The organism is Nocardia mangyaensis (assembly GCF_001886715.1).
Lineage (GTDB): Bacteria > Actinomycetota > Actinomycetes > Mycobacteriales > Mycobacteriaceae > Nocardia > Nocardia mangyaensis.
The window spans coordinates 6,051,447-6,070,801 of the sequence record NZ_CP018082.1; the positions used below are offsets into that span (position 1 = coordinate 6,051,447).

17 protein-coding genes are annotated in these 19,355 nt (G+C 69.4%); 7 read left to right on the forward strand and 10 right to left on the reverse strand.

The window, feature by feature from the left end; genetic code table 11:
• Positions 1–65: 65 nt before the first annotated feature.
• A complete protein-coding gene (locus BOX37_RS27525; protein ID WP_240505073.1) occupies positions 66–1,340 on the forward strand; it encodes a DUF445 domain-containing protein in 1,275 nt (424 codons plus the stop codon).
• On the forward strand, positions 1,331–2,227 hold the full coding sequence (locus BOX37_RS27530; RefSeq protein WP_084760205.1) for an Abi-alpha family protein: 897 nt from the start codon (positions 1,331–1,333) through the stop codon (positions 2,225–2,227). Before BOX37_RS27525 ends, BOX37_RS27530 begins: the two co-directional genes overlap by 10 nt.
• A 54-nt stretch (positions 2,228–2,281) precedes the next feature.
• Here the strand turns inward: BOX37_RS27530 and BOX37_RS27535 are convergent, their stop codons facing one another.
• A complete protein-coding gene (locus tag BOX37_RS27535; RefSeq protein WP_071930172.1) occupies positions 2,282–4,066 on the reverse strand; it encodes an ABC-F family ATP-binding cassette domain-containing protein in 1,785 nt (594 codons plus the stop codon).
• 219 nt (positions 4,067–4,285) lie between these two features.
• Complete coding sequence (locus BOX37_RS27540) at positions 4,286–5,221, reverse strand: 4-(cytidine 5'-diphospho)-2-C-methyl-D-erythritol kinase (RefSeq protein WP_071931934.1); 936 nt, start codon at positions 5,219–5,221, stop codon at positions 4,286–4,288.
• A 164-nt stretch (positions 5,222–5,385) separates the two neighbouring features.
• Between BOX37_RS27540 and BOX37_RS27545 the strand changes: the two genes are divergently transcribed.
• A complete protein-coding gene (locus BOX37_RS27545; RefSeq protein WP_071930173.1) occupies positions 5,386–5,592 on the forward strand; it encodes a cation transporter in 207 nt (68 codons plus the stop codon).
• Between the two features lie 366 nt (positions 5,593–5,958).
• On the opposite strand, the gene rsmA is transcribed toward BOX37_RS27545, so the two are convergent.
• The 4 genes from rsmA to BOX37_RS27565 form a co-directional block, all read right to left on the reverse strand.
• Positions 5,959–6,840 carry a 16S rRNA (adenine(1518)-N(6)/adenine(1519)-N(6))-dimethyltransferase RsmA gene (gene rsmA / locus BOX37_RS27550; RefSeq protein ID WP_071930174.1) on the reverse strand — a complete coding sequence of 294 codons (882 nt, stop codon included), beginning with the start codon at positions 6,838–6,840 and terminating at the stop codon, positions 5,959–5,961.
• 34 nt (positions 6,841–6,874) lie between these two features.
• Positions 6,875–8,029 carry a lipase family protein gene (locus BOX37_RS27555; RefSeq protein WP_084760207.1) on the reverse strand — a complete coding sequence of 385 codons (1,155 nt, stop codon included), beginning with the start codon at positions 8,027–8,029 and terminating at the stop codon, positions 6,875–6,877.
• Between the two features lie 669 nt (positions 8,030–8,698).
• On the reverse strand, positions 8,699–9,826 hold the full coding sequence (locus BOX37_RS27560; protein WP_071930175.1) for a resuscitation-promoting factor: 1,128 nt from the start codon (positions 9,824–9,826) through the stop codon (positions 8,699–8,701).
• A 174-nt stretch (positions 9,827–10,000) separates the two neighbouring features.
• Positions 10,001–10,855, reverse strand: coding sequence for a TatD family hydrolase (locus BOX37_RS27565; protein WP_071930176.1), 855 nt, complete (start codon positions 10,853–10,855; stop codon positions 10,001–10,003).
• Position 10,856: 1 nt separating this feature from the next.
• On the opposite strand from BOX37_RS27565, the gene metG reads away from it, so the two are divergent.
• On the forward strand, positions 10,857–12,446 hold the full coding sequence (gene metG, locus BOX37_RS27570) for a methionine--tRNA ligase (RefSeq protein ID WP_071930177.1): 1,590 nt from the start codon (positions 10,857–10,859) through the stop codon (positions 12,444–12,446).
• Between the two features lie 48 nt (positions 12,447–12,494).
• Here the strand turns inward: metG and BOX37_RS27575 are convergent, their stop codons facing one another.
• Both BOX37_RS27575 and soxR read right to left on the reverse strand, forming a co-directional pair.
• Positions 12,495–13,247, reverse strand: a complete 753-nt coding sequence (locus BOX37_RS27575) for an isocitrate lyase/PEP mutase family protein (protein WP_071930178.1) — start codon at positions 13,245–13,247, stop codon at positions 12,495–12,497.
• Between the two features lie 13 nt (positions 13,248–13,260).
• Complete coding sequence (gene soxR / locus BOX37_RS27580; protein ID WP_071930179.1) at positions 13,261–13,746, reverse strand: redox-sensitive transcriptional activator SoxR; 486 nt, start codon at positions 13,744–13,746, stop codon at positions 13,261–13,263.
• A gap of 114 nt (positions 13,747–13,860) precedes the next feature.
• Between soxR and arcA the strand changes: the two genes are divergently transcribed.
• Together arcA and BOX37_RS27590 are read left to right on the forward strand one after the other, a co-directional pair.
• Positions 13,861–15,102, forward strand: coding sequence for an arginine deiminase (gene arcA, locus BOX37_RS27585; protein WP_071930180.1), 1,242 nt, complete (start codon positions 13,861–13,863; stop codon positions 15,100–15,102).
• Positions 15,103–15,106: 4 nt separating this feature from the next.
• Positions 15,107–15,463 carry a GntR family transcriptional regulator gene (locus BOX37_RS27590; RefSeq protein ID WP_071930181.1) on the forward strand — a complete coding sequence of 119 codons (357 nt, stop codon included), beginning with the start codon at positions 15,107–15,109 and terminating at the stop codon, positions 15,461–15,463.
• A gap of 4 nt (positions 15,464–15,467) precedes the next feature.
• Here the strand turns inward: BOX37_RS27590 and BOX37_RS27595 are convergent, their stop codons facing one another.
• On the reverse strand, positions 15,468–17,072 hold the full coding sequence (locus BOX37_RS27595; RefSeq protein ID WP_206045724.1) for a dolichyl-phosphate-mannose--protein mannosyltransferase: 1,605 nt from the start codon (positions 17,070–17,072) through the stop codon (positions 15,468–15,470).
• 201 nt (positions 17,073–17,273) lie between these two features.
• On the opposite strand from BOX37_RS27595, the gene rsmI reads away from it, so the two are divergent.
• Positions 17,274–18,101 carry a 16S rRNA (cytidine(1402)-2'-O)-methyltransferase gene (gene rsmI / locus BOX37_RS27600; protein ID WP_071930182.1) on the forward strand — a complete coding sequence of 276 codons (828 nt, stop codon included), beginning with the start codon at positions 17,274–17,276 and terminating at the stop codon, positions 18,099–18,101.
• A gap of 49 nt (positions 18,102–18,150) precedes the next feature.
• Here rsmI and BOX37_RS27605 read toward each other — a convergent pair whose 3' ends face one another.
• Positions 18,151–19,278 carry a glycosyltransferase gene (locus BOX37_RS27605; protein ID WP_071930183.1) on the reverse strand — a complete coding sequence of 376 codons (1,128 nt, stop codon included), beginning with the start codon at positions 19,276–19,278 and terminating at the stop codon, positions 18,151–18,153.
• Positions 19,279–19,355: the final 77 nt, after the last annotated feature.

A 19,355-nucleotide genomic window follows, 5' to 3' on the forward strand; every position in this document is an offset into this window, starting at 1 on the left:
ATCGGCAGGAGGGTGTCGTGTTGGAGAGTGTGTTCGGGTTACACCCGACGCTCCTGCTTGAAATTGTGACAATTCCGCTTTTCACAGGAATCATCGGATACATCACCAACTGGACCGGCATTTTGATGCTGTTCCAGCCGATCAAATTCCACGGGGTCCGGCTGCCCGGCCTGCGTGCGGTGTTCCCGTTCCTGCCCAAGCGCATTCAGGTGTTGCCGCTGCTCAGCTATGACGGCCGGATCGGCTGGCAGGGCATCGTGCCGTCCCGCGCGGACAAGATGGCCAGCATCGCCGTGGACAAGGGGCTGTCCAAACTGGGCAGCGTCTCCGATTTCTATCGCGAGCTCGATCCGGAGAAGCTGGCCGAACATCTGGCCGAAGTCGCCGACGCGCAGATCCACGACATCGTCGAAGTGATCCTGCGCCGCGAGCATCCGCAGCTCTGGTACAACCTGCCCGTTCAGGTCCGGGAAATGATCCATCAGCGCGTACGCCAGCAGCTGCCCGAGATCCTGCGCGAGCTCACCGCCGAACTCGGCGCCAACATCGATCAGCTGCTCGATGTGAAGCAGATGGTGATCCGCTATTTCCAGGCCCGCCCGCAGCTGCTCAATCAGCTGTTCCAGGTGCTCGGCGCCAAGGAACTGCGCTTCATGCAGAATTTCGGCTTCTACTTCGGCGCGCCCTGCGGCCTGCTGCTGGTGCTGACGCTGCACACCACCGGGCTCTCGCCGCTGGTGGTGTTGCCGATCGGCGGGATCATCATCGGCTGGGTGGTCAACTGGGTCGGTCTCAACATGATCTTCGCTCCGGCCGAGCCCAAGTGGTGGTGCCCCTGGCGGCAGGGTCTGCTGATCAAGCGCCAGCCCGAGATCACCGCGGGCTACGCGGCGCTGGTGTCCACCGAGGTCGTCACCGTCGCCAACATCGGCGACGAACTGCTCAACGGCCCGCGCTCGGACCGCACCCTGCAGATGCTGGAAGACACCTTGCGCCCGGCCGCCGACCGCGCGCTCGGCCCGGCCAGGCCCGCGGTGAAATTCATGCTCGGCAGCCGCGAATACGACTCGCTGCAGACCACGCTGACCACCGAGGCCATGACGATCGCGCCGATGGCCTTCGCCGACCCGGCGTTCAACGTCCAGCAGGGCAAACAGGTCAACGAATACATCGCCCGGCAAATGTCCGCACTTTCCCCACACGACTTCGTGGACATGTTGCGTTCGGCGATCAAACAGGACGAATGGTTGCTTTTCGTCCATGGCGGCGCGCTGGGGCTGCTCGCCGGATACGCTCACATTCTGGTCTTCGGAACAGGAGTGGCGACGACATGGATGTAGACGACGGGACCCCGTCCACCGAGGTGGTGCGACGGTCGGTACCGCCGCTCGAGGTCGCCAGCGACAAGCGCGGCGTACTGCCCATGTCACCGGCACGCACGGTGCGCGCCGCGACCGGTGTCGCGCGGGTGGCCTTCACCGCGGCCTCGGGAATGACGTTGTGGACCCTCGACACCGCCCTCGGGGTCACCGTCACCGTCCTGCGGGGCAGTATGGCGGGCACCCCACCCAACGAAGTACTCGCCGAAGCGGAAACCGAAGTGCGCGACCGGCTCCGGCACGCGCTCGGCCTGCCGCCCACCGCCGACCACCACCGCGAGCCCGGCATGCCGACCCTGCGCGAACAGGGCGCCGAGCTGCTGCGCCTGTCCGCCAGCACCCACGCCGCCCAGCCCGACACCCACCCCGCCTATCCGGGCATCCTCGCCGAGATCACTCCCGACGAGGCCCGGATCCTGCGCTTCCTGCACGTCGACGGGCCACAGCCCTCGATCGACGTACGCACCGGTCGCCAGCGTGCCTTCGGCGGCGAACGCCTGATCAGCGGGCTGACCATGCTCGGCGAGCACGCGGGCCTGCGCTTTCCCAACCGTGTGCCGAAGTACCTGCCCAACCTGCGCAGGCTCGGACTCATCGAGTTCACCCGCGAGCCCGTCGGCAATCCGCACCGCTACCAGCTCATCGAGGCACAGGAACCGGTGCGCGACGCGATGAAGCGCGGTTTCGGCACCAAGGTGAACTACCGCAGCATCCTGCTCACCGAGTTCGGCGCCGATTTCGTGCAGACCTGCCTGCCCACCGTGATCAACGAGGGACGAGAGACTGTCCCGACTCCCCGCGGATTCAAGCCGGACTCGGGCACGGGGGCGCGCAGCGTCGGCGGCTGACAGGTACTCACCGGGTCCGGTCAACCAGTCCCCGGCGAGCTCGTACGCCCGAGATCAGTGGTCTTCGGCGAGCTCCAGCCACCGTTCCTCGGCCGCTTCCTTCTCGGCGACAACCGCTTTGAGTTCGCCGCCGAGTTTCACCAGCTTGTCCGGGTCGGTCGCGGCGTCGGCGAGGGCCGCGTGCAGCTTCTGTTCGCGGTCGTCGAGCTTGGCGATGCTGCGCTCCAGGCGGGACAGTTCCTTGCGGGCGGCGCGGCGGTCGGCCGAATCCGTCGTCGAGGCAGGCGCTTTCACGGCGCCGGGCTTGGTCCCGGCGGTCTGAGCGGCGCGCTTGGTCAGGTACTGGTCGATGCCGCCGGGCAGGTTGGTGAGCTTGCCGTCGCCGAACAGGGCCCAGGTGGAGTCACAGATGCGTTCGACCAGGTAGCGGTCGTGGCTGATGACCACCAGCGTGCCGGCCCAGTTGTCGAGCAGGTCCTCGAGCTGCTGCAGGGTGTCGATGTCGAGATCGTTGGTCGGCTCGTCGAGCAGCAGGACGTTCGGCTCCGCCATAAGGATGCGGGTCAGCTGCAGTCGACGACGCTCGCCACCGGAGAGGTCGCCGACCGGGGTGCGCTGGCGGGCCGGGGTGAAGCCGAGCCGTTCGGCGAGCTGACCGGCCGAGATCTCCTTGTCGCCGAGCATGATTCGCTGCGCGATCTGCTGGACGGCCTCGAGCACGCGCATGTCGGTGGGCAGGTCGTCGAGTTCCTGGCGCAGCCAGCCGATCTGCACGGTCTGGCCCTGGATGCGCTTGCCCGCGGCGGGTTCGGCGTCACCGGCCAGCGCGCGCAGCAGGGTGGTCTTGCCCGAGCCGTTGACGCCGACCAGACCCACCCGCTCGCCCGGGGCGAGTCGCCAGGTGAGGTCCTCGACCAGGACCCGGCCATCCGGCGTCGTGAGAGTGGCGTCCTCGAGTTCGATCACCACGCGCCCGAGCCGCTTGCGCGCGAACGCGGCCAGCGAGACCGAATCACGCGGCGGCGGCACGTCGGCGATCAGCGCCTCGGCGGCCTCCACGCGGTAACGCGGCTTGGAGGTGCGGGCCTTGGCGCCGCGGCGCAGCCAGGCCAGTTCTTTGCGGGCGAGGTTGGCGCGGCGCGATTCGGTGGCGTCGGCCTGGCGGGCGCGTTCGGCGCGGGCGTAGATCCAGTCGCCGTAGCCACCCTCGTAGGTCTCCACCTTGCCGCCGACGACCTCCCAGGTGCGGGTGGCGACGGTGTCGAGGAACCAGCGATCGTGGGTGACCACGATCAGCGCGGTGCGGCGGGCCACCAAATGCTCGGCCAGCCACTGCACACCTTCGATGTCGAGGTGGTTGGTCGGCTCGTCGAGCACGAGCAGATCGAGGTCGCGCACCAGCGCGGCGGCCAGCGCGACCCGGCGCCGCTCACCGCCGGAGAGGTTGGTGACGGGGGTGTCCAGGCCGAGGTCGGCGATGCCGATGCCGTCGAGCACCGTGCGGATGCGCGCGTCGGCAGCCCACTCGTGTTCGGCGATGTCGACGGTGGACAGGTCGTCGGAGAGGCCGGCGAGCACGATCGAGCCGATGGTGGCACCGTCGGGCAGCACACCGCGCTGGGTGACCACGGCCATCCGCAACCCACCGACCCGGCTGACCCGGCCACTGTCGGGCGCCTCCAGACCGGTCAGCACTTCGAGCAAGGTGGTCTTACCGCCACCGTTGAGACCGACCACCCCGATCCGCTCCCCCGCGTGCACACCGAGCGAGACGTCGTCCAACAGCGGCTTGACGCCGAAACTCTTGGAGACCTGTTCGAGGTTGATCAGGTTGGACATAGGTGTTGCTCGCCCGCCTTCCGCGTGACTATCCGGCCTGGCGAGCCTACCCACCCCGGCCGACATCACCCCGGCCGCGCCGGTCTTGCGCGACGAACGGCGTTCGTTCAACGTTCCCCGGAAGACTCCGTGCACGCCGGCAGCGGACTGCCCCTTTCCGGTCCGCCCGCCCTGCTCTACCGCTACGGCCGCAGCGCCGCCCAGGTCCGTCGGCTGAGCTCAGCGCTTGCCGTGGGTCTCGGCGTCGAGCACCCGGGCGCCCGGGACCGGGCCACTCGCGGTGCGCACGCTGCGGCACACCCCGGCGCCGGCGAGTTCGGCGGCGACGGTGATGGCGGCTTCCTCGGTCTCGCACAGGAAGGCGCAGGTGGGGCCGGAGCCGGAGACCAGGCCGGCCAGGGCGCCCGCACCGACACCCGCGCGCAGGGTGCGGCGCAGTTCCGGTTTCAGGGACAGGGCCGCGGCCTGCAGGTCGTTGCCGAGCAGCGGCGCCAGCGTGCGCGGATCGCCTGCGGCCAGCGCCTGCATGAGTTTCTGCGGGTCGCCCAGGCGCGGCGGCTCGCCCTCGGCGCGCAGCCGGTCGAGTTCACGGAAAACCGACGGCGTGGACAGGCCGTCCTTGGCCAGCGCGAGCACCCAGTGGAAGGTGTTGCGCGAGAGCACCGGCAGCAGCCGTTCGCCGCGGCCGGTGCCCAGGGCGGTGCCCCCGTGCAGGGCGAAGGGGACGTCGCTGCCGAGTTCGGCGGCCACCTCCGACAGCTCGTCGCGGCCCATGCCGAGGTCCCACAGTTCGTTGAGGCCGACCAGCGCCGCGGCCGCGTCGGCGCTGCCGCCCGCCATGCCGCCGGCCACCGGAATACCCTTGGCGATGGCGATCTCCACCAGCGGCGCGCGCCCGGCCAGGTGCGCCAAGCGCACCGCGGCCTTCCAGACCAGGTTGGCGCGATCGGTGGGCACCTGCGCGGCGCCCTCGCCGGTGACCCGCACCGTCAGCGAGGCGGACGGGGCGAGTTCGAGGTCGTCGGCGAGGGAAAGTGCCTGGAAGACGGTGGTCAGATCGTGATAGCCGTCCGGGCGCAGATCACCGACTCCGAGATGCAGATTCACCTTCGAAGGCGCGCGCACGACGACCGGGCTGGGCACAACTGACAGCACGATCACCAAGCGTAACGGGTTACACCGACGAGTACGCGCGCTGAATCCCGCGTCACCGCAAGCCGCCGGGGCAAGGGGTTGCACAAGGTACCCTCGGGGGGTATGTTCATCTCTGCTGGGGCGATACCCCCGGACCGTATGATCGAACAGCGAAGGAGTCGGCCATGGCCACCACCACCTATACCGTCACGGGGATGACCTGCGGACACTGCGTGAGCTCGGTCAAACAGGAGATCGGCAAGATCGACGGCGTGACCAGCGTCGATGTCGACCTCGCCAGCGGGCTGGTCCGCGTCGACAGCACGAGCGACCTCGCCGACACCGCCGTAGCCGCCGCCGTGGACGACGCCGGCTACGCACTCGCGGTGTAATTCGCGGCTGGCGCCGCGGGGTTTTCGGTCCTGCGGCCTCGCATCCGGGGGCGATACTTCGCCATCAGCGTTACATCTCGCTCCTCGGATGCGAGGCGGCCGAAGCCCATGATGGTCGCGCTGAGCAGGTGTTCACCACGGGTTCATTCGCCATCGGACCAGGGTGAATCATCCACAGCGTCATCCACATCCGTGAACCGTACGGCGATCTACCGAGTAAAGCGGGAACAACCGGGGACATCGGGCGGCGACCATGATCAACTCGCCGGACCGCGAAAACCAGTTGTCCACAATTGTATTCACAGACCGCCCTGGTGAACGGCCGATGTACTGCGGGTTCGCCTGCGGGAGCCGGCGATCGGCCGGTCAGCCCTGGGCAGCCAATCGGACGAACGCGGCGGTGTCGAGCGTCTCGCCGCGGGCGGTGGGATCGATCCCGGCGGCGACCAGCCTGCGCTCGGCCTCGGCGGGCGACCCGGCCCAGCCGGACAGGGCCGCGCGCAAGGTCTTTCGCCGCTGCGCGAACGCGGCGTCGATCACCTCGAAGACCCGCTTGCGATGCGTCTCGTCGATCGGCCACGGCGGTTCGGGGTAGCGATCGATGCGCACCAGACCCGATTCGACCCGGGGCACCGGCCAGAACACCTGGGTGCCGACGTGCCCGGCCCGCCGGACCCGGCCGAAGAACCCGGCCTTGACACTCGGCACGCCGTACACCCGATTGCCGGGTTCGGCGGCGAGGCGGTCGGCCACCTCGGCCTGCACCATCACCAGCGACACCATGATGCTCGGCAGTTGGGCCAGCAGATGCAGCAGCACCGGGACCGCCACGTTGTAGGGCAGGTTCGCGACCAGCGCCGTCGGCGCGGCGGGCAGCTGATCGGCACGCACCCGCAGCGCGTCGGCCTCGACCACGCGCAGGCGGTCCACCAGACCGGGAGCCCGGTCGGCGACGGTCTCGGGCAGATAGTTGGCCAGCACCGGGTCGATCTCGACGGCGACGACCTGGTCGACCACGTCGAGCAGGGCCAGGGTCAGCGAGCCGAGGCCGGGTCCGACCTCGAGCACGGTGTCCGTGGCGCCGACCCCGGCGGCGGCGACGATGCGGCGCACCGTGTTGCCGTCGTGCACGAAGTTCTGCCCGAGTTGCTTGGTCGGCCGCACGCCGAAACGTTCGGCCAGCGTGCGCACCTCGGCGGGACCGAGCAGCGCGGCGCTGCCGCGAGCGGAATTATCGGGTTCGGGCACCGCTAGAACCTACCAACCTCGCCGATCGAGCAGCTCAGCGCTGCGGCGGGGCGGCGTGGATGCGGGCCTGGAACTCGTCGATCGCCACCCGCATCTCCGGGGAGGTGGTGCCGTGCTCGCCGAAACCGGTGACCACCTGCTGGTCGACGCCATTGGCCGCGAACTGCGCGACCAGCGCGCCGTGCAGCGGGGAGGGCACGACCACGTCGGTGACGTTCATCGTCATCAGGATCGGGGCGTCGTAGCCGCTGGTCGGCAGGGCCATGTACTCGGCGAGCACATCGCGCAGCGGAGCGAGCGGCTTGGCCAGCAGGCTCGAGGGGTTCACACCCTGGGTGGCCGCGAAGATCTTGTCGAGACACTGGCTGCCCGCGGCGTCGACCAGCGACTTGCCCAGCGGCGACAGGTAGGAGTCGACCTCGGCCTCGGGATGGGTGGCGCGCAGACCGGCCAGGATGCTGACGATGAACGACGAAGTGGCGCCGGACAGCAGCGGGATCTCCGGCAGGCCCGGTCCCCCGAACGGCAGGACCTTCTCCACATCGGAGGCCGGATCGACGGCGACCGTGCCGCGGAAGTCGAGTTCGGGCGCGTACCAGGACTGGACGTGCGCTGAGCTGAGCGCGGCGTGCCCGCCCTGCGAGACGCCGAAGACGCTCCACGTCCTGGACAGGTCGGGGTCGGCGGCGCGCGCCGCGCGGACCAGGTCGATCGTGGCGGTGGCCTGGCTGCGCACCTCGAGATACGGGTGCGGGCCGGTGTCGAACCGGCCGAGGCCCAGATAGTCGGGCGCGACGACCGCGAAGCCCTGGTCGACCATGCCCTTGATCAGCGCGTCCTCGGCGCCGCGGTAGCGCGTCATCGCGGATTCGGGATCGGACTGGCCGCCACAGCCCGGGCCGGAGCCCGAGGTGCCGTGGTCGTAGGCGATGATCGGCCAGCCGGTGGCGGGCGCGTCACCCTCAGGAATGAACACCGCGCCGCTGGCGGGCCGCGAGACGCCGGCCGAGTCCGTCATCCAGTATTCGATGACCGAGCCGTTGGCCATGCCACGCCATCCCGCGGGTTCGGCCTGCACCGAGATGATCGAGCCGGGAGCTTCGGCGGTGGCGGGGGCCAAGCCCGCGGCCAGCAGCGCACCGGTGGCCATGGCGGCGACGACCGTCGCGCGAATCGGATTCTTCAGCACGGATTCATCTCTCCACCAGGCAACAAGTTCCTGGACGAGTGTACAGATCACCGCGGGCGCTCCCCAGGTAAGGATGCGGCCCGGTGTCGAACCGACCCAGCCCCAGATCTTCCGGCGCGACGACCGCGAACCCCTTCGAGACCAGATGGCGCAGGAACTCGTCCTGCGGCGCCTGCGACTCCGGCCACGGCGCCCCGCCGGGTCCGACTGCCCACCGCATCCGGCACCGAGCCCCGTGGTTCCGTGGTCGTAGGCCACCACCGGCCACCCACCAGGCGGCGCCTTCCCGGTCGGCAGATACAGCGCCCCACTCGCCGGTTGCGTCACTCCCCCCAACCCCACGGGTCCAGTAGTCGATGACCTGCGCCCCCGACATCCCATGGGACCCCTCGGCCTGCGGAATCACCGCGATCACCCCACCCGGTTCGGCCGTCTGCGCACCAACCGCAGGCCCGGAGGCCACAAGCCCCGCAGACACCATCACCGCGACAGCCGCACACCGCCAAGCCGAAACCTCACGGATGACAACCACCCGTCGACTCGCCAACGAGCCGAACCCACCGCACGAGCACAGCAGACTCGGCGAAACGAGAGCACGCTACCGCGCGGCCAAGGCGCGGTCACCCACCGACAGGCACACGTCCCGTCGACTACCGGGTCGGATCCCGCTCAGCTCAGGCCGAGCCGGCTGGTGCACGAAGGCCACGCGCCCCAGCCCTGCCGCGCGCGGGTCACCTCGGCGATGGCGATCTGCTCTTCGCGGGTGGCCAGATCGGCACGAGGGGCGTACTTCAACCCACCCTGGCGTTCCCAGGTGCTCTGGTCGAACTGGATGCCGCCGTAGTAGCCGTTGCCGGTGTTGATGGCCCAGTTGCCGGTCGACTCGCAGCGGGCCAGCGCGTCCCAGATCGCGCCGTCGCGGACCTCGGGCACCTCGGTCCCCGGCTTGGCGCCCTTGCGGATGGTCTTGGGCTGGGCCGGCGTGATCACGGTGGAGTTCACCTGCACGCGCCCGGATTCGACGCCGTTGACCAGCGTCACCGCGAAGGTCGCCTCGTGCAGGCCGGGCTGGCCCGGGTTCTCGACGACGGTGCGGCTCATGTTCAGGGTCTCGTCCTCGATCACCACTTCATCGGGATCGAGCGGCAGCGTCTCGGTGCGCTGCTCGGTGCGCTGCCGGGTGACGGTGACCCGCATACCCTCGGCGAGCGGCGTCTCGGCGGCGGGCTCGGCGAAGTCCTCGTCCTTCAGCGCGACCCCGGCGGCGGCGAGGAATTCGCCGACGGTCGGGGCGGCGAGGCGCACGTCGACCGGAGCCGTGGCGCCGTCGACGAGGGTGATGGTGCGCGGGGTGTAGACACTGAGCGCGGCACCGGCCAGCGGCAGCTTCTCGGTGCGGGTCGGCACCACGTGGGTGTCGGCCGGGATCTGCATCTGGGCGAGCGCCTCGCCCGCGGTGGCGCCGGTGGTCCACACCTTGCGCTCGGTGCCGTCGACGGAGATCGTGATCTCGCGGCCCCGGTTGAGCGTGATGGTCGCGCCGTCGGACACCGTGGCCCCGGCCGCCGGGCTCACCGCGTCGTGCTCGGAGAGCTGGTAGCCGGCCTGGGCCAGGATGGCGCGCACGTCACGGGACATGGTGGTGAGCTCGGTGCGCTCGCCGTCGATGACCAGGGCGACCGTCTTGTGGTTCACGACGGCCAGCGAGGCGCCGACGAGAAGAATCAGCAGCATGGCCGCCACCGCCGCGTACAGCAGCGGCGAGCGAGACGAGTTGATCCGCGCAAAAGCCGACATGGTTACAGAACGATAACGACAAGGCGCTCTCTCGACAACACCGAGCCGCCCTATCGGCGGGACCGCAGATCACAATTCGGCCTAGACGCCGCCGTGAAGTAACAAAACAACCATAAAATGTGACGCGCATCACGTTTAGTGTCCAGCCCCCTTCCCGCCCCGAGCAGAGGACCGCTACCTGATGCGATAGAGGCGACGAGCGTTCGCGGTGGTGATCTCGGCGAGCTCGGCCGGATCCTGCTCGCGAACCTCGGCCAGCGCGCGCACGGTGTAGGGCAGGCAGTACGACTCGTTCGGCGCCCCGCGATACGGATGCGGGGTCAGGTATGGCGCGTCGGTTTCCACCAGGATCTGATCGTCGGGCACCAACTGGGCCGCCTCGCGCAGTTCGTGCGCGTTCTTGAAACTGACCGTCCCGGAGAAGCTGAGCACGTACCCCTCGGCCACGCAGGCCTCGGCCATCGTGGCGTCGGAGGAGAAGCAGTGGAAGATCACCGTGTCGGGCGCGCCCTCGTCGAGCAGCACGGTGAGCAGATCGTGGTCGGCCTCGCGGTTGTGGATCATCAGCGGCTTGCGGACCCGCTTGGCCAGGTCGATGTGCCAGCGGAAGCCCTCGATCTGGGTCTCGACATCGGCGCAGCCGTCGAGCTTGCCGGGCCAGTAGTAATCCAGACCGGTCTCGCCGACGGCGACCACGCGCGGGTCGGTGGCGAGTCGTTCCAGTTCGTCCTTGGCTTTGTCGTCGAGCGCGTTCGCCCTGGTCGGGTGCAGCGCGACAGCCGCGTACACCCGCGGATCCCACTGCGCGGCCCGCACGGCCCACTGCGCCGCGGCCAGATCGTCGGCCACGGTCACCACGTGGCCGACGCCCACCGAGGCGGCCCGGTCCACGATCGCCGTGGTCGAGGCGGCATCGATCGCGCCACAGGCATCGAGGTGGGTGTGCGCGTCGATCAGGGGTGCGAGCGGCGGCGGAAGAGGTGGAGCCGGACGATTTTGGTTTGCCACGCGGATTACAGTAGTTCGCATCATGAGCGAGCGAAGCGAGCGATCGAAGGGCACGGCCGCATCTGAGGCGCCCGCCTTCTACATCACGACGGCCATCGCGTACCCGAACGGTGCGCCGCACATCGGGCACGCGTACGAGTACATCTCGACCGACGCGCTGGCCCGGTTCAAGCGACTCGACGGCTACGACGTGTTCTTCATGACCGGCACCGACGAGCACGGTCAGAAGATGCAGCAGACCGCGGCCGCCGAGGGCATCGGCGTGCAGGAGCTCGCGGCGCGCAACTCCGATGTCTTCGAGGCGATGGACAAGGCGCTCGACATCTCCTTCGACCGCTTCATCCGCACCACCGACGAGGATCACAAGGCCGCCAGCGTCGCCATCTGGGAGCGCATGCTCGCGGGCGGCGACATCTACCTGGGCAACTACTCCGGCTGGTACTCGGTGCGCGACGAGGCGTTCTACACCGAGGAGGAGACCACCCTCCTCGACGACGGCACCCGTGTGTCCACCGAGACGAAGACCCCGCTCACCTGGACCGAGGAGTCGAACTACTTCTTCAAGCTCTCCGAGTACCAGGACAAGCTGCTCGCCCTCTACGAGGAGCATCCGGAGTTCATCGCGCCCGCGACCCGGCGCAACGAGATCGTCAGCTACGTCAAGGCGGGGCTGAAGGATCTGTCGATCTCGCGCACCACCTTCGACTGGGGCGTTCCGGTGCCCGGCCACCCCGATCACGTGATGTACGTGTGGGTCGACGCGCTCACCAACTACCTGACCGGTGTCGGCTTCCCGAACACCGAGTCCGCGGCCTTCCAGAAGTTCTGGCCCGCGAACGTGCACATCATCGGCAAGGACATCACCCGCTTCCACACGGTGTACTGGCCCGCGTTCCTGATGTCGGCCGGGATCGCGCTGCCGGACCGCGTGTTCGTGCACGGGTTCCTGTACAACAAGGGCGAGAAGATGTCGAAGTCGACGGGCAACGTCGTCGACCCGCTGGCCTTGGTGTCCACCTACGGTCTGGACCAGGTGCGCTTCTTCCTGCTGCGCGAGATCTCCTATGGCCAGGACGGCAGCTACAGCAACGACGCCATCGCGGGCCGGATCAACAGCGATCTGGCCAACGAGTTCGGCAACCTGGTCCAGCGCAGCCTGACCATGGTCAACAAGAACTGTGACGCCAAGGCGCCCGCGCCGGGCGAGTTCACCGAGGAGGACCGCGCCCTGCTCGACCGCGCCGCTGCCCTGCTCGACCGCTGCCGCGCCGAGTTCGACGCCCAGCAGATGCACCTCGCCCTGGAGACGATCTGGCTGACCCTCGGCGAGACGAACCGCTACTTCTCCGCCAATGCGCCCTGGGCCCTGCGCAAGTCGGGCACCGAGGAGGACCTGGCCCGCATGGCCACGGTCCTCTACGTCACCCTCGAGGTGGTGCGCATCGTCGCCATCCTGGTCCAGCCGGTGATGCCCGGTTCCGCCGCCAAGATCCTGGACCTGCTCGCCCAGGACGGCCGCACCTTCGCCGACATCGCTACCCCCCTGGTCCCCGGCATCGACCTGCCTGCCCCGGAACCGGTGTTCCCCCGCTACGTCGAGCCCAAGGAATAGTCGAACACACTGTGGCGCACGGTGATTCACCGTGCGCCATAGACGTGTCTACCGCCAGGCCGCGAGGAGGTCGCCCGCTTCGGCGCCCAAGGCCGCCTGCAGGAACGGGCCGAAGCTGATCCGGGCGACGCCCAGTTCGGCGAAATGGTCCTTGGCGGGGGTGCCGGGCTGGCCGATGGCGTTCACCGGGAGGGGCAGTTCTTCGGTGAGGCGGCGCATATCGGCGTCGGAGTGTCGGCCGACCGGGTAGAGGACGTCGGCTCCCGCTTCGGCGGCCAGAGTGAGCCGGGCGATCGCGCGGTCGACGCGGTCGGCGTCGTCACCGTCGGCGCGCAGGAACAGGTCGGTGCGGGCGTTGACGACGACGTGGACGCCGGCCGCGTCGGCGGCTTCGCGCAGGCCACGCACGAAATCGGCGTGTTCGGACGCCGCGCGCAGCCGCTTGCCCTCGCTGTGCACGGTGTCCTCGATGTTGAGTCCGACCGCGCCCGCGCCGACCAGGCCGTCGATGAGCTGGATGGGTTCGAGGCCGTAGCCGGATTCGATGTCGACCGACACCGGCACGTCGACCGCGCCGGTGACCTTGCCGACCTGACTCAGCAGTTCGGCGAAGGTCATCCCCTCGCCATCGGGGCGCCCGATCGAGTCGGCGACCGGATGACTACCGAGCGTGAGTCCCGAAAAACCCGCGGCCACCGCGGTATTCGCCGACCACGCGTCCCAGACCGTGGGTAACACCACCGGATCCCCCGGGCGGTGCAGTTCGAGGAGTGCTTTCGCCTTACCTTCCAAAGAGGTCATCCCTCGATGATGCCTAAACGCAGCCCGACTTGGGAGGGCAGTTCAGGTGGACGTCCAATACCCGGGCGCCCGGACCCTCCGCACCGAGGCGGTCGTGCTCGTTGACGAGCTTGCACGAGCCCAGCGACAGGCATCCGCAGCCGATGCAGCCGGTGAGGTTGTCGCGCAGCCGGGTGAGCTGGATGATGCGGTCGTCGAGGTCCTCGCGCCAGGTGGTCGACAGGGTTTCCCAGTCGCGACGGGTGGGCGTGCGCCCCTCCGGCAGCCGGTCCAGCGCCGAGCGGATCTCGCTGAGCGGGATCCCCACCCGCTGCGAGATCCGGATGAAGGCGACCCGCCGCAGCGTTTCGCGAGCGTATCGCCGTTGATTGCCACTGGTTCGACGACTCGATATGAGACCTTCGCGTTCGTAGAAGTGCAACGCGGACACTGCAACTCCACTACGATCGGAGAGCTGCCCGGGGGTCAGCTCCTTCGTGTGCCAATCGGCCGTCGTCATGTGCGCTCCTCCCACTTCACCTAAACAATACTTTAGGTATTCGTCGCGTGTACGAAAACGGCTGGACTCGGCGTGGCAGGTGCCGAAGGGCGCCGCTCGGATTACGGTTTGCGCATGGGAACCGCCCCCGACACCCGCCTGGCCGTCACTTCCGAGGTCGGCACGCTGCGCACGGTGCTGCTGCACCGGCCCGGCGACGAACTGCGCCGTCTCACCCCGAGCAACAACGATCAACTGCTCTTCGACGGCATCCCCTGGGTGGAGCGCGCGCAGGCCGAGCACGATGCCTTCGCCGCCGTGCTGCGTGATCGCGGCGTCGAGGTGCTGCTGCTGGCCGACCTGCTCGCCGAGACGCTCGAGGTCAGCGGGGCAGCCAGAATCCAGGGTATCTCCGCCGCCGTCGACGCCCGCCGGCTCGGCCACGGCCTGGCCGATCAGCTCGCCGCCGAACTGCGCAAAGTGGAGGCGCGCGAACTCGCCGACATCCTGATGGCGGGCATGACCTTCGACGAACTGCCCTTCGGCCCCGACACCACCTCGCTGGTGCGGCGCATGCACCACGGGGCCGACTTCGTCATCGATCCACTACCGAACCTGCTGTTCACCCGCGATTCCTCGTTCTGGGTCGGCCCCAAGGTCGCGATCACCTCGCTCGCCCTGCCCGCCCGCATCCGCGAGACCTCGATCACCGATCTGGTCTACGCGTTCCACCCGCGTTTCCTCGGCGTGCGCCGGGCCTACGAATCGCACACCGCGCCGATCGAGGGCGGTGACGTGCTGCTGCTCGCGCCGGGCGTCGTCGCGGTGGGGGTGGGTGAACGCACCTCCCCCGCGGGCGCGGAAGCGCTGGCGCGCAGCCTCTTCGACGACGACCTCGCGCACACCGTGCTGGTGGTGCCGATCGCGCAGAACCGCGCGACCATGCACCTGGACACGGTGTGCACCATGGTCGACACCGACGCGGTGGTCATGTACCCGGGCGTGCGGGAGTCCTTGCGGGCGTTCACGATCCGCCGCGAAGACGGATTCTCGGCGCGCAGCGAGCTGGAGCGGATCAGCATCACCGGCCCCGAACCGTTCCTGCCCGCCGCCGCGACCGCCATGGGCATCTCGCGGCTGCGGGTGATCGACACCGGTCGCGACGGGGTCACCGCCGAGCGCGAGCAGTGGGACGACGGCAACAACACCCTCGCCCTCGCCCCGGGCGTGGTGGTGGCCTACGAGCGCAACGAGATGACCAACTCGCGCCTGGCCGACGCCGGGGTCGAGGTGCTCACCATCCAGGGTTCGGAGCTGGGCTCCGGCCGGGGCGGTCCCCGCTGCATGTCCTGTCCGCTGGCCCGAGACGAGGTGTGAGCACGTGTTCCACGTCGAGCTGTCCACCGATTCCCCCCAGCCGCCCTACGAGCAGCTGCGCATGGCGGTGATCGAACAGGTGCGCGCGGGCAGTCTGCCCGCGGGCACCAAGATCCCCACGGTCCGCGCGCTGGCCGCCGATCTCGGTATCGCCCCCAACACCGTCGCCCGCGCCTACCGCGAGCTCGAGGCCGACGGCGTCCTCGAAACCCGCGGCCGCCAAGGCTCTTTCATCGCCTCCTCCGGCGACCCCACCCGCGATATCGCCTCCCGCGCGGCAGTCGACTACGTCGCCACGGTCCGCCGGCTCGGCGTGGCCGACACCGACGCACTCGAATTCGTGCGCCGCGCGCTGGACTGAGTCCTCACCGCCAGCTGGGTAACCAGAGATGGTCCTGCCAGCTGGCGGGGCTGATCGGTTGGGCGGTGAGGACCGGCCACAGCCAGACGAAGTTCGCGATCACCAGGCCGAGGTAGATGCTCGCGATCAGCAGACCGAGGGCGTAGCGCTCGTTCACCGGAGCGGGCAGATAGGTGCCCGTGGGACTGCGCGGGATGCCCGCGGGTCTGGCCGAGCCGAGGATGTCGCCGAGCACCAGCGCCACCGCCATCACCAGGAACGGGGCGAGCACCACCGCGTAGAAGTAGTACATCTGCCGGTCCAAGGTGAGGAACCAGGGCAGCAGACCGGCGCCGTAACCGACCAGCACCGTCGCGTAGCGCCAGTCGCGGCGCACCACCGACCGCCAGACCGCCCAGCCGAGCACCGGCAGCGCCAGCCACCACAGCGCCGGAGTGCCCACCGCCATCACGGCTTTCACACACTGCGTCTCGCCACAGCCGGTGACCGTGCCGTCGGCGTAGTAGTAGAGCATCGGGCGCAAACCCATCGGCCAGGTCCACGGCTTGGATTCCCACGGGTGGTGGTTGCCCGCCGAATTGGTGAGGCTGGAATGAAATGCCAGGGTCTCGCCGTGGTAGAACCAGAGCGAGCGCAGCGCGTCGGGCAGGAACGAGAAGGCGCCTCCGCTGCCGATCTGATTACCCACCGCGTACCGGAAGGCCCCGTCCTCGCTGGCGAACCACGCCCAGTACGAGGACAGATACACCATCAGCGGGATGAGCGTGAGCGCGTACAACGCGGGCCCCACATCGCGCACCAACGTGCCCACCCACGGTCTGCGCACCCCGTACGCGCGCCGGGCGCTCACATCGAAGGCCACGCTGAGCAAGCCGAAGAACATGATGTAGTAGATGCCCGACCACTTGGTGCCGCACGCCAGCCCGAGCAGCACGCCCGCGCCGAAACGCCACCAGCGCACCCCGAGTCGCGGTCCCCAGTCGGTCAACCCGATCCGCCCGGTCAGATCGGCGCGGGCCATCCGTTCTCGGACCTCGTCGCGGTCCACGATCAGACAGCCGAAGGCGGCGGTGACCAGCAGCGCCATGAAGATGTCGAGCATGCCGATGCGGGAGGAGACGAAGGTCAGTCCGTCGACGATGAGCAAGATGCCCGCGAACGCGCCGATCAGCGTCGAGCGCGACATCCGCCGCACGATTCGGATCACCAGCAGCACGAGCAACGTGCCCGCCAGCGCCGCGGTACCGCGCCAGCCCCAGGCGTTGTAGCCGAACAGGGCTTCGCTGATCGCGATGAACTGCTTGCCGACCGGCGGATGGACCACCAGGCCGTAGGCGGGGTTGTCCTCGACGCCGCCGCCGGTGACCATCTGCCAGGCCTGCGGCGCGTAGTGCTTCTCGTCGAAGACGGGGGTACGCGCGTCGGTCGGGTAATTCAGGTTGACGAATCGGGTGAGCGCAGCGATCACGGTGAGCACCGCGGTGACCGCCCAGCCGCGCGCGGTGTCGAGCGGGCCGAAATCCGGCGCCGGACGCAACGGCGCCGGGCTGACCAACGCCGACGCGGGGCGCGACGGGGGCACCACACGCGTTTCGGTCACCGGGATCACGCCTGCGATCGTAGGCGGTGGCGCCGACGAAGTCCGAGCCGACACCGTCCCCCTCGGTTCCCATCACATGCCCCGGACCGGGGCACTGTGCCCACCTGACAGAATGGTCGGGCACCCGGTACCGGGCAGCCGACAGCGAATCCGCACGTACCCGCCGCACGCGATCGGGACGGCCATGACAACCGGAGAGGCGGGAACACCGTGTTGGTCTTGGCGGCCACTCCCATGGGAGAGATCGGCGATGCGTCCCAGCGCCTGCGTGACGCGCTCGGCTCGGCCGATGTCGTCGCCGCGGAGGACACCCGTCGCACGAGGTCACTGGCCAAGGCGCTCGGGGTGGAGATCACCGGCCGGGTGGTCAGTTTCTACGACCACGTCGAGACCGCCCGCATCCCCGCCTTGCTCGACGACATCGCGGCCGGGCGCACGGTGCTGCTGGTGACCGACGCGGGCATGCCCTCGGTGAGCGACCCCGGCTATCGCCTGGTCGCCGCCGCCGTCGAGCGCGATCTCCCGGTCACCTGTCTGCCCGGCCCGTCCGCGGTCACCACCGCGCTCGCCCTGTCCGGACTGCCGGTGGAACGGTTCTGCTTCGACGGCTTCGCCCCCCGCAAGGGCGGTCAGCGCCGGGAGTGGTTGCGCACCTTGGCCTCCGAACAGCGCGCGTGCGTCTTCTTCGAAGCACCGCACCGCCTGGCCGACTGCCTGGCCGACGCCGTCACCGTCCTCGGCCCCGACCGCCGCGCCGCGGTCTGCCGCGAACTCACCAAGACCTACGAGGAAGTCGTCCGCGGCACCCTCGCCGAACTCGCCGCCTGGTCCGTCGAGGGCGCTCGCGGCGAGATCACGGTGGTTCTCGAAGGAGCACAACCGGTTTCGGCCGAGCCCGCCCAGCTGGTCGACGAAGTCGAGACACTCGTCGCGAGCGGAATGCGCCTCAAGGACGCCTGCGCGGAGGTCTCCGCGGGCCGAGGCGCCTCACGCCGCGAGCTCTACGACGCCGTCCTGGCCGCCCGCAGCAGCGAATAGTTCGCGTATCGAAGCCAGGCCATCCCGCCGGACCGGCCCGGCGGGGGAATCAGCGGCCGAGGACGGCGAGCATTCCGGCGACCGCGCGCGGCCAGGTGAACTGTTCGGCCCGTGTTCGGGCGGCCTGGCGGCGGCCGGTGGTCGGCATCGCCAGCACATCGGTGACCGCCTGGGCGAAGGCGCGGGGGCGGTCGGCGGCGATGGCGCCGCATTCGGCGGTGACGATGTCGGCCAGCGCCGAGGACCGGCTGGCGACGACAGGAGTGCCCGCGGCGAGCGCCTCCAGGGCGGCCAGTCCGAAGGTCTCGTGTGGACCAGGCGCCAGCGAGACATCAGCGGTGGCAAGGAGTTTCGCGACCTCGGCCCGGTCGGAGATGAAGCCGGTGAAGTGGACCGCCGGCTCGCCGCCGGGCAGCGTCGGCAGGATGCGGGCGCGGCGTTCGAGTGAGTCCCGACGCGGCCCGTCACCGGCGACGACCAGCCGCGCGGGCACCCCGGCCCGATGCAACGCCCCGACCGCCTCGATACTCCGGTCGACCCGTTTCTCCACCGACAGCCTGCCGCAATGCACCAGCAGCGGATGCCCGGCGACCCCCAGATCGGCCCGCAGCCTGCGATCACGGCGACGCGGACTGAAAAGATCGAGGTCGACGCCCAGCGGCACCAGCTCCACATTCGGCGCGCCGATCCGCTGGAACTCCTCGCGCGCGAATTCGGTGGTGCACACGACCATGTCGTAGTCGGCGGCGGTGCGCCGATTGGCGACGTCGGCGCCGCGACGGGCGATCGGCCCCGGCAGGAACTGGCCGAGCAGGCGGTCGAGCCGTTCGTGCGAGATCATCACGCTCGCCACCCCACGCCGACCGGCCCACCGGCCGAACCCGCGCAGGGTCAGCCGGTCCGACACCTCGAGCACATCGGGCCCGAGCCCGGCCAGCACATCGGCCACTCGTCGCGGGTCGGCTGCCCGATACCCACCGGTCCAGGGAATCGCCAAGGCGGGCAGCGTGATTCGCAACGCACCAGTCGGCAGTATCTCCTCGGCCCTGCGCGCGCCCGGCACGATGAGCACCACTTCGTGCCCGGCCGCGACGTACCCCTCTCCGAGGTGGTGCAGAGCCGTGCGCAACCCACCCGATCGGGGGCCGTAGAAGTTGGCGAGCTGCACGATGCGCACCCGCCGATCGTCGCCCCGCGCGGGTTACCTGTGGAACCGGCCCGTGGAACAGCGTGTGAACAGCCGCGAAAGAGGCG

What these genes read in the sequence shown, in the direction of transcription:
- BOX37_RS27560 (WP_071930175.1), bottom strand. Translation starts at nt 9,826, where the DNA reads ATGTCGGCTTTTGCGCGGATCAACTCGTCTCGCTCGCCGCTGCTGTAC.
- BOX37_RS27575 (WP_071930178.1), bottom strand. Translation starts at nt 13,247, where the DNA reads ATGACCTCTTTGGAAGGTAAGGCGAAAGCACTCCTCGAACTGCACCGC.
- metG (WP_071930177.1), top strand. Translation starts at nt 10,857, where the DNA reads ATGAGCGAGCGAAGCGAGCGATCGAAGGGCACGGCCGCATCTGAGGCG.
- BOX37_RS27530 (WP_084760205.1), top strand. Translation starts at nt 1,331, where the DNA reads ATGGATGTAGACGACGGGACCCCGTCCACCGAGGTGGTGCGACGGTCG.
- BOX37_RS27565 (WP_071930176.1), bottom strand. Translation starts at nt 10,855, where the DNA reads ATGCGAACTACTGTAATCCGCGTGGCAAACCAAAATCGTCCGGCTCCA.
- soxR (WP_071930179.1), bottom strand. Translation starts at nt 13,746, where the DNA reads ATGACGACGGCCGATTGGCACACGAAGGAGCTGACCCCCGGGCAGCTC.
- arcA (WP_071930180.1), top strand. Translation starts at nt 13,861, where the DNA reads ATGGGAACCGCCCCCGACACCCGCCTGGCCGTCACTTCCGAGGTCGGC.
- BOX37_RS27535 (WP_071930172.1), bottom strand. Translation starts at nt 4,066, where the DNA reads ATGTCCAACCTGATCAACCTCGAACAGGTCTCCAAGAGTTTCGGCGTC.
- BOX37_RS27545 (WP_071930173.1), top strand. Translation starts at nt 5,386, where the DNA reads ATGGCCACCACCACCTATACCGTCACGGGGATGACCTGCGGACACTGC.